Below are 12281 nucleotides of genomic sequence, written 5' to 3'. Positions count from 1 at the left end.
CCCACAGGATCAACGCGGTTGCCGCGTCAGGGTCAGAACTGAAGGCTCCACGAGTCGATGTAGCCCGTGTCGGCTCGGTAGACGTCCTGCACCCGCAGCTGCCAGGTGCCGTTGGCGGCCCTGGCCGACGCGTTCACGGTGTAGGTGGTGATCACGTTGTCACCGGAGTCGGTGTTCTGGCTCTTGAGGCGGTAGACGGTGCCGTCCGGTGCGACCAGGTCGATGACGAGGTCACCGCGGTAGGTGTGCTTGATGTCGACGCCCACGGTCAGGGTGGCGGGGGCGTTGCCGGACCGGCCGGTGACCGAGATCGAGGACGTCACCGCGGCACCGGCGTCCGGGATCGGCACGTCGGTCGTGTTCTCGTACTTGTCGCCGGGAGGCGGCGGTTCGACGGCGTCGAGGTTCGGCCTGACCACGACCAGGCCCTGCTCGATGCCGCTGATGACGACGATGCCGCTCGCGAAGTACGGGTAGTTGCTCCACGCGCCGTTGAAGCGCGCCGCGTCGCCCGACGGGTAGATGTCGAAGAACCCGGCCTCGGTGAGCTGGCCGGACGCGACACCGCTGACGTCGAGGATGCGCAGGCCCGCCTGGTAGTTGGCCTGGTAGGAGTACCTGCCCTTGATGTACTGGTTGTGGTCGATCGCCGTGGCGGGCGAGGTGTAGGTGCCGATGTGGACCGGGTTCGCGAGGCTCTGCAGGTCCCAGACGTAGGTCTTGGTCCGCTTGTCGGAGCTCGACGACTCGTCCAGCTCGTCGTCGAGCAGGAAGTACCGCTGGTCCTCAGTCAGCCAGCCCTGGTGCGAGTACTGCGAGCCGGAGTAGCCCTTGCGGACGAGCTGGCGCGGGCTGGACTTGTCGGTCACGTCGACGATCGTCAGCGTGTCCTCGTTGGAGTTGAAGCAGATCTCCCTGCCCTGGAAGCCCGCGTCGGGGCCGCGGTAGACGACGCACTGGTTGTCGTGCGTGTAGCCGTCCTCCGAGACGCAGCCCGCGTTCACCGGCTGCTTCGGCGTGCGGATGTCGACCATGTGAGGGCCGCCACGGCACGTGTTGGAGCCGATCGCGTACGCGTAGCCGGTTTCCTCGTTGATGGCGATGTTGTGCGCGGGGCCGAAGTCGCGGTACAGCGCGTCGGCCGTGAACGTCTGCGGCGTGGTGACGGTGCGCAGGCGGGTCAGGTCGAACACCTGCATGCCGTGGCCGCTGATGTTGTCCGCGACGACGAACGCGTGGTCCTTGTAGACCTTCATGTCGCGCCACGAGCTGCTGCCGCCGTTGGACGGCAGGTTGCCCAGGTACTTCGGCGCGGTCGGCGTGCTCACGTCGACGAACGCCGTGCCGTTGGTGCGGCCGACGATCGCGTACTCCTTGCCGGAGGACGGGTCGGTCCAGCCCCAGATGTCGTTGCCGTTGCCGCCGCCGATCGCGGACAGCGGCAGGACGCTGAGCAGGTCGACGTTCTTGCAGGGGTAGATGTCGGCCTTGCCGTCGACGCACGGGACGCCGTCGGCGGTTCCGGTCACGGAGTGGCGGTCGGCGGGGAGGTGGTCGGCCAGGAACGACCTGGCCGCTGCCTGTCCTTCGGGGGTGTCGGGGTCGTGTGCGGACGCACCGGTCATCGAGAGGGCGACCACTGAGGCCGTCAGGACGGCCAGTGCCCCCGTGCGCAGGGATCTCATGGAGTTGTCTCCTCACCGGAAAGCAGGGGGAGTTCCGATCATCACCGAGCGTAGGAGCAGCGGGTACTCCGCGTGCACCTTCGTTCGTCTGGAATGGCGGTTAGTCTCAGCTGGTGACCAGCAGCCGGCAGGACCGCGTGCGACAGGCGTTCGACGACTTCTTCGCGCCGGGCGAACCGGTGTCGGACAGCTGGGTGCTCGACCTGGTGCGGCGGACGGCCGCGACCGTGCCCGCGTACGGGAAGCTGTTGCGGGAGAACGGGATCGACCCGGCGGGCATCCGCACGTTCGAGGACTTCCAGCGGTTGCCGTTGCTCGACAAGGCGAACTACCACGAGCGGTACCCGTTGCCGGAGCTGTGCCGCGACGGGACGCTGACGGCGTGCGACATGATCGCCGTCTCGTCGGGGTCGAGCGGGCGGCCGACGGTCTGGCCGCGGGCCGTCGAGGACGAGCTGCGCGTGGCGCGCCGGTTCGAGCAGGTGCTCGTCGACGGGTTCAAGGCGGACGAACGGACGACGCTCGCCGTCGTGTGCTTCCCGCTCGGCACGTGGGTCGGCGGGTTGTTCACCCAGGCGTGCGTGCGGCACCTCGCGGTCAAGGGCTGCCCGATCACGGTGGTGGCGCCGGGCAACAACAAGGCGGAGATCCTGCGGGTGCTGCCCGAGCTGGCGCCGCACTTCGACCAGGTCGTGCTGCTGGGCTACCCGCCGTTCGTGAAGGACGTCGTCGACACCGGTCTCGCGGAGGGCGTCGACTGGCCGTCGTACTCGGTCAAGCTGGTGCTGGCCGGTGAGGTGTTCAGCGAGCAGTGGCGCGACCTGGTGTCCCAGCGCGCCGGGATCGCCGACCCGATCGCGGACATCGCGTCCCTCTACGGCACCGCGGACGCCGGTGTGCTCGGCAACGAGACGGCGCTGTCGGTGGCGATCCGGCGGTTCTTCGCGCTGCGGCCCGACCTCGCGCGGCAGGTGTTCGGCGACGCACGGCTGCCCACGCTCGTGCAGTACGACCCGGCGAGCCGGTTCTTCGAGGTGCACGACGGCACGCTGGTGTTCACCTCGGACGGCGGCATCCCGCTGGTTCGCTACCGCATCGCCGACGAGGGCGGGCTCCTGCGCCACGACGAGCTGCTGGCGTTCTGCGCGGGGCACGGCTTCACTCCCCCGCCCGGCCCGGAGCTGCCGTTCGTCTTCCTGTTCGGACGGTCGTTGTTCACCGTGTCGTTCTTCGGCGCGAACGTGTACCCGGAGAACGTCACCGTCGGCCTGGAACAGCCCGGCATCAGCGACACCGTCACCGGCAAGTTCGTGGTCGAGTCGGTCGAGGACGCCGACCGAGACCGGGTCCTGCGGATCACCGTCGAGACCGCGCCGGGCCGCACGGCGGACGCGGCGGCCGTCGCCGAGTCGATCAGGACCGAGCTGCTGCGGCTCAACAGCGAGTTCGCGCACTACGTCCCGGCGGAACGACAGCTGCCGGACGTAGTGCTGCGCCCGGCGGGCGACCCGGAGTACTTCCCCACCGGGGTGAAGCACCGGTACACCCGCCGGTCCTGACGGTCAGTCCCGCTGTTCGGAGGTGACGGCGCGGCGGCGGGACCACAGCGCGAAGAGGCACGCGGCGAAGGCGGCGGCCGTGAACACGACGTGGATCGCGCTGCCGAACCTCGTCGCGAACGTCAGCTCCGTCCGCAACGGCACGGTGTCCACCAGCAGGTCGTCGGTGAACATCCCGGTCGACCGCACGACGCTGCCGTCCGGGCGCACCACCGCGCTGACGCCGCTGATCGCCGCGACCACCACGGCACGGCCGTGCTCGATCGCCCGCAGGCGGGCCATCCCGAGCTGCTGGTAGGTCATCTCGCCGCGGCCGTACCAGGCGTTGTTGGTCGGCACGACGAGCACCTGGGCGCCCTCGGCCGCGCTTTCGCGCAGGACGTAGTCGTAGGCGACCTCGTAGCAGATGCCGACGCCCACGCGCGTGTCCGCGATGTCCAGCACGCCCGGTTCGGTGCCCGCGTCGAGGTCCGCCTGGTCCGCGAACGGCGTCACGAGCCGGGCGAGGTCGCGCAGCGGGATGTGCTCGGCGAACGGCACCAGCTCCTGCTTGGCATACGACTTGCCCGCCCCGCTGCCGGGCAGCCAGGTGATGATGGCGTTCTGCCCGTTGCGCAGCGCGCTGACCAGCGTCGGCACGCCCAGGTCAGTGATCGCGGCGTCGAGCACGGGGTCGTTGTCACGGGTGCGGGTGGCGCTCTCCGGCCACACGACGAGGTCGGGCCGCGGCAGCGAGCCGTCGCGGATCTTCCCCGCCAGCTCGGCGGTCTTGCGCAGGTGGTTGGCGCGCAGCGTGTCGCCCGCGGTGAGCAGGTCGAGGCCGATGTCCGGCGCGTTGCCCTGCACGACCGCGACGGTGCGCTGCCCGTTCTGGGCGTCGACGATGACCAGCGGACCGGCCACGAGGGCGGCGACGACCGGCAGCAACGCCCAGCCCCGCCACCACTGCCGCAGGTGCGGCAGCCAGGCCGCGAACCCGAAGCCGGTCACCACCACCGCGAACGTCACCAGCGGCGCGCCACCGACGGCCGCCAGCCTGCCGAACGGCCCGTCGACCTGCCCGAACGCCACCCTGCCCCACGGGAAGCCGTTGAACGGGATGAGGCCGCGCGCGGTCTCCTGCAGCACGAACAGCAGCGCCGCCCACACGGGGGCCGCGGGCAGCCGCGCGACCAACGGCACGAACGCCATCACCACGCAGACGAACAGCGCCATCAGCGCCGAGAGCACGAGCCACGGCCAGGGGCCGAACTGGTCACCCAGGAAGTGCTGGATCCACCACAGGTGGGGCAGGAAGAAGGCGAGCCCGAAGACGAACCCGAGACCGGCCGCGCGGCGTCCGCGCACGTCCTTCAGCGTGAGCCACAGCACGGCGAACGCCGGGACCGCGAGCCACCACATCGTGCGCGGCGGGAAGCTCAGCGCGAGCGCGCCTCCGGCCAGCGCGGCCGCCCCGTAGCGGACCAGGTCAGCTCTGCGCGGCAACGGACACCCTCGCCCTGCGCAGCAGGAGGAACGCGGCCCCCACCAGCGCGACCCCCACCACGTACGCGATGACCAGCTCGGCCACCCGGCCGCTGAAGTTGCCCGCGAGCGGCGGGACGAGCAGGGAGAACACCCCGGCGACCGCGGCGACGCGCGTGCGCCACGGTCCCTCCGGCAGGCACGCGGCCAGCGGCAGCACCGCCCACAGCAGGTACCACGGCTGGACCACCGGTCCCAGCACCACGATCAGGCTCATCATCAGTCCCAGCGACGTCACCTCGGAGATCCCGCCGCGCAGCTGCCGGTTGAGCACCACGACCAGTCCGCACAGGATCAGCACGAGCCCCGCGACCCGTCCCGCGGAAATCATCGCCTGCGCCGTCGCGGGGCTCGACACCGCACCCGCCAGGAAGCCCGGCCAGTTGCTCGGCGCCATCCAGCTGTTGATCTTCGACGGCGTCCCGAGCGCCCGCACCCAGCCGAAGCCGGTGCCGCCGGCCAGCGACGTCACGACCGACACCACGGCAGCGGCGGCGACCATGCCCGTGCCCGCGAGCGCGAACCTGACCAGTCCCCCGCCCAGGCGGCGGGCCAGCGCGGTGCCGACGACCGCGAGCGCCACCAGCGCGGGCAGCTTGACCTGCGCGCCGAGCCCGATGAGCACGACACCGGCCGTGAGCGGCCACCAGCGCAGCTCCGGCAGCGCCTCCAGCGCCACGACCGTGCCCGCGAGCATCAGGCCGAGCATCAGCGCGTCGTTGTGGACACCGCCGACGAGGTGCCACAGCACCAGCGGGTTGAGCACGCCCAGCCACAGCGCCGTGTCCTCGCGCACCCCCGCCGGCACCGCGAGCCTGGGCACCGCCCACACGACGAGCAGCAGACCCAGGACCGCGACGAGGCGGTGCAGCCCGATGCCCGCCACCACGTCACCGCTCGTGACCTCGGTGACCGCCCGTTCGACCGTGTTGAACAGCGGCCCGTACGGCGAGGGCGTCTCCTGCCAGTACACGCCGACGCGGGCCACGGCCTCCGGACTCGCGCCCGCCGCGGGGCTCACCACGTTGGGGTCGTGACCGGCGGCGGCCACCTCGCCCTGCGCCAGGTAGCTGAACACGTCCATGCTGAACAGCGGCGGCGCCACGAGCAGCGGACCGCACCACCACGCGAGCGTGCGGCGCAGCCACGTCGCGTCCGTCCTCGTGCGACCGAGCAGCGCCCACGCCAGCACCACCAGTCCGGCACCCGCGATCGCGGCGCCCAGCGCCAGCGCGGTCCCTCTCGCCGCCCACGCCCCCGCGGTGAGCAGGAGGGCACCGGCGAACCCCGTCCAGCGAAGCAGGTCGGGGGTCTGCGAAGCGACGCCGGCGGGCCAGCGGTAGGTCACGGTCTGCACCGTCAGACGGTGCACTGTGGACCACCGGTCGCGCGTCCGCCTGTGGTCGCGTTCCCACGTACGACCAAAGGATGATCTTTGGCCGACTTCCGGCCGGCGATCAACCTCCGGCGAAGTCGTGCGTCATCCAGACGGTGCCCTGTGCGTCGCGCACGACGACGATGCCTACACGGGTCGACGACCTGCTGAGGATGTTCTTGCGGTGGCCGTCCTCCGGCGGCTTCTCGTCGATCATGGCCTGGGTGAGGCCGAGCGCCATCTTCGAGATCGGCTCGACGGCGTCCTTGACGGGTCCGCCCATGCCGACGTTCTCCGCGACGGAGGTCCACCGCACGCCCGCCGCGCTGCTGCGCTGCCCGAGCCCGCTCTCGCCGGGGCACTGGTGCGACAGGCCGCAGCCGTTGCTCATCATCGCCCTGGTGTGCCGGTCGGCGGCGGTGACCAGGGCCGGGTCGACGGTGAGCGGCGGCAGGCCGTGCCGCGCCCTGGTCTCGTTGATCAGGGCGAGGACGCGTTCCTCCGGTGACGGCACGCGCACCGGTTCGGGCGTGGGCACCTGCGTGGTCGTCGTGCTCGTGGTCGTGGTCGTCGCAGGTTCCGCGGTGGACGGCGGCGCGGAGCTCACGGGGGCGTTGGTGGTCGTGCCCGAGATCGCGACGGCGGGTGGTGGGTCGGACGGCCGCAGCGCGACGATGCCGGTCACACCGAGCACCGCGCACACGGCGGCGGCACCGGCCGCGGCGGCCAACGGCTTCGCGGACACGAGCCCGGCGAGCTTCGCGAACGGACCGGTCGCCTCCGCGAGGTGCGCGGCCGTGTGCGCCGCGGGGGCCACCGGCGTGACGTCGCGCAGGTCGTCCAGCAGCCGCGGCAGGTACGAGGCGGGGACGGTGAGCAGGGCCGCGCCGGTCAGGATCCGTTCGACCGGCATGGCGTCGTCCACGCCACGACGGCACCGCCCGCACTCGTCGACGTGCCGCAGGAGTCGCTTGCGCCACAACGGACTCGGCTCGCCGTTCCAGCCGTGCGCCGCCTTGTCGAGCGCGGGGCAGCGCGGTTCGGCCGACAGCGCGCGGACGAGGTGCCGGATCGTCTCCAGGCGGCCCTTCAACCGGCTGACCCGCACCGTCACGGTGTGGGCGTTGAGGTCGAGCACGTCGGTGACCTCGGCGCGGGTGAGCTGCCCGACGCGTTCGAGCGTCCACAGCGCGAGCAGCTCGCTGTCGGCGGGGTCGAGCCAGCGGGCGGCCTCGTCGACCTCGCGGCGCTGCTGGGCGAAGTGCAGCCGCGACAGCGCCACCTCGACGAACTCGGCGCCCGGATCGGGCCTGTCGTACTCCTCCAGCGGCGCGGGCGCGAGGTCGCGGCGCCGGTGGTGCTCGCGGACCTGGTTGATCGTCACGGCGACGACCCACGACCGGAACCGGCCGGACTCCCGCAGCGCGTCGATGCCGCGGATCACCCGGACCATCGTCTCCTGCACCACGTCGTCGACGTCCGCGGCGGAGTGCAGCGCCCGACCGGCGACGTTGTAGACCAGCGGCAGGCAGGCCGCGACGACGGCGTCGAGCGCCGCCCGGTCCCCCGCCCGCGCGGCCTCCACCCGCTCCGCGTCCACCTGCACCGGCCACTCCCGACCCGTCACCTTCCGCACCCTTCACCCGGCGAGTTGTCCGTACGCCCTGGGAGACCGGCGAGTCTCACCCCGGGTCACAGAAACCGGACTGATTGGTGACTCACGTCACAAACGGTGATCCGCTAGTGTTGTCGCCCTCACAGGGGGAAGGTGCACGGTGGTTCAGGAAGTGACGTTGCGGCCGGTCCAGGAGTCCGATCTGGACGTGGTGTTCGAGTTCATGCGCGACCCGGTCGCGGTCCACATGGCGGCGTTCACCACCGAGGACCCGGACGACAGGGCCGCGTTCGACGCCCACTGGCGCAAGGTCCTCGCCCGCGACGACGTGACGAACCGGGTGATCGTCGGGGACGGCCGGGTCGTGGGCACCATCGCGAGCTTCGTGATGGAGGGCGACACCGAGGTCACCTACTGGGTCGACCGGGCCGTCTGGGGCCAGGGCGTGGCGGGGCGGGCTCTGGAGCTGCTGCTGCGGGAGGTCACCACGCGGCCGCTGCACGCCAGGGCCGCCAGCGACAACACCGGGTCGCTCAAGGTGCTGCTGCGGGCGGGGTTCGAGGTCGTCGGCCACGAGACCGGCCACGCGGCGGCGCGCGGCGGTGAGATCGAGGAGACCGTCCTCAGGCTCGGCTGAGCCCGCCGGACCTCTCCCGGTCGAAGTTCTCGGTGCCGAGCACGCCGAGCAGCTGGATCTTCTCGAACGACTCGGTGCGCGGCGGTGCCGTCAGCACGAGCAGCGCCTGGGACTGGTCCTCGGTGAACAGGGCCTGGCAGTCGACCTCGATCTCACCGAGCTGGGGGTGCACGAGCACCTTGTGGTCCTCGAACCGCCGGACGACCTCGTGCCGTTCCCACAGCTCGGCGAACTCGGCGCTCTCCTTGCGCAGCGCGCGGACCAGCTCGCCCGCCCGTGACTGCGCGCCCATCGTGGCGTAGGCGGCGCGCAGGCTGGAGACCTGCGCGCGTGACTGGTGGTCGCGGTCCTGCTCGCGGTAGACCAGCCGTTCACGCGGGTCGGTGAACCAGCGGTAGAAGCTGCTGCGGGCGAGCCCGGTGAAGTGCGACGAGTCGCCGTAGAGAGCCTCCGCGAACCGGTTCTGCACCAGGATCTCGCCGAGGTTGGACAGCACCAGCGCGGGCGTGTCGTCGAGGCGGTCCAGCACGCGTTGCAGCGCGGGCGCGACGTGCGTGCTCGTCACCCGCGGCGACGGGGCGTTGCGGCCGGCGACGTGGAACAGGTAGTCGCGCTCGCCGTCGCTCAGCCGCAGGGCGCGGGCCAGCGACGCGAGCATGTGCTCACTCGGCTGCGGGCCGCGTTGCTGCTCCAGCCGCGTGTAGTAGTCAGCGGACATCGCCGCGAGCGACGCGACCTCCTCGCGCCGCAGGCCCGGCGCCCGCCTGCGCGCCCCCACCGGCAGGCCGACGTCCTCCGGCCTCAGCTCCTCACGACGGCGGCGCAGGAAGGCGGCGAGCTCGGCACGGTCCATGCGTCCAGTATGGGCACTCCGGCGTTCCCAACCAGGGATCGCCGATCCCCCGATAAGCGCTCTCTGCCGCACTCCTGCGCCACGGCCGAAGCTCGGTGCATGGACATCACCGGAAACACCATCTTTATCCCCGGCGCCACCAGCGGCATCGGCCTGGCGCTCGCCCTCGCCCTGCGGGAGCGCGGCAACACCGTGATCGTCGGCGGCCGGCGCACCGAGCTGCTGGAGCGGATCGCCGCCGAGCACCCCGGCGTCGAGACCGTCCGCGTCGACACGACCGACCCCGACAGCGTGCAGACCGCCGCCAAGGACGTGATCAGCCGCTTCCCCGCGGTGAACGTGCTGGTCACGATGGCGGGCGTGATGCGGGTGGAGGACTGGCACCGGCCCGAGACGTTCCTCGAGTCGGCCGAGAACATCGTGACGACCAACGTCCTCGGCCCGATCCGCCTGATCGCCGCGTTCGTCGAGCACTTCCAGACCCTGCCGGACGCCACGATCATGACCGTCACGTCCGGGCTGGCCTTCACCCCGTTGAAGATCACGCCCAGCTACAACGCGTCCAAGGCCGCGATGCACATGCTCAGCGAGACGCTGCGGCTCCAGCTCGCCGACACCTCGGTGAAGGTCACCGAGCTCGTGCCGCCCGCCGTGCAGACCGACCTGCTGCCGGGCCACGCCGAGAACGAGCAGGCCATGCCGCTCGACGAGTACGTCACCGAGGTCATGGGTCTCATCGAGACCCAGCCGGACGCGCGGGAGATCCAGGTCGAACGCGTGAAGTTCCTGCGCTACGGCGAGGCTCGCGGCGACTACGACCAGGTCGTGGCGATCATCAACGAGACCGACCCGCACGGGAGGTGACGGCCTTCGCCTGGATCAGGCAGGTGCTCGACGCCGTGGCCAGCAACCGCCCGTCGCGGTCGGTCAGCCTGGCCTCGGCGAGCGCGGTGCGGCGGCCGTGGTGGACGACGGTCCCGGTGCAGGTGACCGTGCCGGTCTCGCTGATGATCGGGCGGAGGAACCGCACGGCCAGGTCCAGGCTGGTGTACGCGGTGCCCGCCGCCAGCAGCGAGTGGACCGCGCAGCCCGCCGCCGAGTCGAGCAGGGTCGCGTGGACGCCGCCGTGCACCGTGCCGATCGGGTTGTAGTGGTACTCCTCGGGGTCCAGCTCGAAGACGACCTCGCCCTTCTCGGCCGAGACGAGCCGGGCGCCCAGCAGCGCCAGGACCGGTGGGGGCGGCAGCTCGCCGGCCACGGCGGCGCGGAGGAAGTCCAGACCGTCGCGTTCCCGCGCCAGCGCGGCGGTCTCCTTCGGATCGCTCCAGGTCACGGTGCGCGTACGGGTCATGGCGGCCTCCCGGCACTCGAAGTTCATTCACTGAACCGCCCGCACGGTAGCACGCCGCAGTTCAGTGAATGAACTACAGTGGGACGCATGGCACTGCCCAGCACGTACGCGGACCGCAACTGCTCGCTCGCGCGGACGCTGGAGATCGTCGGCGAGCGGTGGACGCTGCTGATCGTGCGCGACGCGTTCTTCGGGGTGCGCCGGTTCGGCGACTTCGCCACCCAGCTCGGCATCCCGCGGGCCGTGCTGACGAACCGGCTGCGGTTCCTCGTCGGCGAAGGGGTGCTGGAGCACACCGGCGGCGAGTACCGGCTCACCCGCAAGGGCCTGGACCTGCTGCCGGTCCTGCGGGCGATGATGGTCTGGGGCGACTCCCACTACTCGCCCGGCGGTCCGAAGAGGACGTTCCGGCACGACGCGGACGGCGGCACGCTGAACCGTGACGGCCGGTGCCGGGAGTGCGGTGAGGTCGTCGCCGTGGAGGACATCCGGACCGAGCCGGGCCCCGGCTACGTCCGGGGGCCCGAGCTCGATCCGGTCTCGGAGCAGCTCACCACCCCGCGGCGGTTGCTGCAGCCGCTCGACTGACGGACCAGGTCAGCTCACGACAGGTGCTCCAGCAGTGCCGTCGTGAACTCGCCGGTCTTCGCCGTGCCGCCCAGGTCCGGGGTGCGGATCGGCGTCTTCGCCAGGACACCGGCGATCGCGCCCTCGACCTCGGCCGCGGCCTCCCGGTGGCCGAGGTGGTCGAGCATCAGTGCCGCGGTCCAGATCGCGCCCAGCGGGTTCGCGATGCCCCGGCCGGAGATGTCGGGCGCGGAGCCGTGCACCGGTTCGAACATCGACGGGAAGTCGCGCTCCGGGTTGATGTTCGCAGACGGCGCGATGCCGATGCTGCCCGCGACGGCGGCGGTGAGATCGCTCAGGATGTCGCCGAACAGGTTCGAGCCCACGATCACGTCGAAGCGCACGGGATCGAGGACCACCTTGGCGCACAACGCGTCGATGTGCTCGGACCGCCACGCGACGTCCGGGTGCGACCGCGCGACCTCGGCGACCACCTCGTCCCAGAACGGCATGGTGTGCACGATGCCGTTCGACTTGGTCGCCGACGTGACGTGCCCGTGCCGCCTGCCCGCCAGGGTGAACGCGTAGTCGGCGACGCGGGTCACCCCCGCCCGCGTGAAGACCGACTCCTGCACGGCCATCTCCTCCGGGAAGCCCGTCCCGAACCGGCCGCCGACCTCGCTGTACTCGCCCTCCACGTTCTCGCGGACGACGACGAGGTCCATCAGCTCCGCGCCGCGCACCGGGCTGTCGACGCCCTCGAACACCTTGACCGGGCGCAGGTTCACGTACTGCCGGAACGTGCGGCGGATCGGGATCAGCAGACCCCACAACGAGACGTGGTCGGGCACCGACGGGTCGCCGACCGCGCCCAGCAGCACCGCGTCGTGGTGGCGGATCCGGTCGAGCCCGTCGGCGGGCATCATCGCGCCCAGCTCGGTGTAGCGGGCGCAGGACCAGTCGAGCTCGTCGTAGGAGAACGCGACGCCGTGCCTCTTGCCGACCGCGTCGAGCACGCGGCACGCGGCGGGCGTGACCTCCTGGCCGATGCCGTCTCCGGGGATCAGTGCGATGCGGTGGGTGGTGACCATGCCCCGATGACATCACCGGCGCGG

Annotated in this window: 11 protein-coding genes; 4 read left to right on the top strand and 7 right to left on the bottom strand. The window is 71.5% G+C overall.

The window, feature by feature from the left end; genetic code table 11:
- Window positions 1–32 precede the first annotated feature (32 nt).
- On the bottom strand, window positions 33–1685 hold the full coding sequence (locus tag BLT23_RS24090; RefSeq protein ID WP_090052404.1) for a choice-of-anchor B family protein: 1653 nt from the start codon (window positions 1683–1685) through the stop codon (window positions 33–35).
- Window positions 1686–1798: 113 nt separating this feature from the next.
- Between BLT23_RS24090 and BLT23_RS24085 the strand changes: the two genes are divergently transcribed.
- Window positions 1799–3244, top strand: coding sequence for a phenylacetate--CoA ligase family protein (locus tag BLT23_RS24085; protein WP_176946898.1), 1446 nt, complete (start codon window positions 1799–1801; stop codon window positions 3242–3244).
- A gap of 3 nt (window positions 3245–3247) precedes the next feature.
- On the opposite strand, the gene lnt is transcribed toward BLT23_RS24085, so the two are convergent.
- The 3 genes from lnt to BLT23_RS24070 form a co-directional block, all read right to left on the bottom strand.
- The gene (gene lnt, locus BLT23_RS24080) at window positions 3248–4729 is read right to left on the bottom strand and encodes an apolipoprotein N-acyltransferase (protein ID WP_245744127.1); all 1482 of its coding nucleotides are present in this window, start codon (window positions 4727–4729) and stop codon (window positions 3248–3250) included.
- Window positions 4713–6125 (bottom strand): polyprenol phosphomannose-dependent alpha 1,6 mannosyltransferase MptB, encoded by a 1413-nt coding sequence (mptB, locus tag BLT23_RS24075; protein WP_090052902.1) that lies wholly within the window; start codon window positions 6123–6125, stop codon window positions 4713–4715. The genes lnt and mptB overlap by 17 nt, the downstream gene beginning before the upstream one ends.
- 100 nt (window positions 6126–6225) lie before the next feature.
- Entirely contained in the window at window positions 6226–7770 is a 1545-nt protein-coding gene (locus BLT23_RS24070) for a sigma-70 family RNA polymerase sigma factor (protein WP_218133867.1), read from the bottom strand.
- 148 nt (window positions 7771–7918) lie between these two features.
- On the opposite strand from BLT23_RS24070, the gene BLT23_RS24065 reads away from it, so the two are divergent.
- Window positions 7919–8395 (top strand): GNAT family N-acetyltransferase, encoded by a 477-nt coding sequence (locus BLT23_RS24065; protein WP_090052400.1) that lies wholly within the window; start codon window positions 7919–7921, stop codon window positions 8393–8395.
- Here BLT23_RS24065 and BLT23_RS24060 read toward each other — a convergent pair.
- The gene (locus tag BLT23_RS24060; protein WP_090052398.1) at window positions 8382–9248 is read right to left on the bottom strand and encodes a helix-turn-helix transcriptional regulator; all 867 of its coding nucleotides are present in this window, start codon (window positions 9246–9248) and stop codon (window positions 8382–8384) included. The genes BLT23_RS24065 and BLT23_RS24060 overlap by 14 nt on opposite strands.
- A 99-nt stretch (window positions 9249–9347) precedes the next feature.
- On the opposite strand from BLT23_RS24060, the gene BLT23_RS24055 reads away from it, so the two are divergent.
- Window positions 9348–10112, top strand: a complete 765-nt coding sequence (locus BLT23_RS24055; RefSeq protein ID WP_090052395.1) for an SDR family oxidoreductase — start codon at window positions 9348–9350, stop codon at window positions 10110–10112.
- On the opposite strand, the gene BLT23_RS24050 is transcribed toward BLT23_RS24055, so the two are convergent.
- Window positions 10084–10599 (bottom strand): PaaI family thioesterase, encoded by a 516-nt coding sequence (locus BLT23_RS24050; protein ID WP_090052900.1) that lies wholly within the window; start codon window positions 10597–10599, stop codon window positions 10084–10086. The two genes, BLT23_RS24055 and BLT23_RS24050, sit on opposite strands and share 29 nt — an antisense overlap.
- Window positions 10600–10686: 87 nt before the next feature.
- Between BLT23_RS24050 and BLT23_RS24045 the strand changes: the two genes are divergently transcribed.
- Window positions 10687–11187 (top strand): winged helix-turn-helix transcriptional regulator, encoded by a 501-nt coding sequence (locus BLT23_RS24045; protein WP_090052394.1) that lies wholly within the window; start codon window positions 10687–10689, stop codon window positions 11185–11187.
- A 14-nt stretch (window positions 11188–11201) separates the two neighbouring features.
- Here BLT23_RS24045 and BLT23_RS24040 read toward each other — a convergent pair whose 3' ends face one another.
- Entirely contained in the window at window positions 11202–12257 is a 1056-nt protein-coding gene (locus BLT23_RS24040; RefSeq protein WP_090052393.1) for a tartrate dehydrogenase, read from the bottom strand.
- Window positions 12258–12281 lie beyond the last annotated feature (24 nt).

Source organism: Lentzea fradiae (genome assembly GCF_900100955.1).
GTDB lineage: Bacteria > Actinomycetota > Actinomycetes > Mycobacteriales > Pseudonocardiaceae > Lentzea > Lentzea fradiae.
Note: the sequence above shows the minus strand (reverse complement) of the source record. Positions and strands in the feature narration are given on the sequence as shown.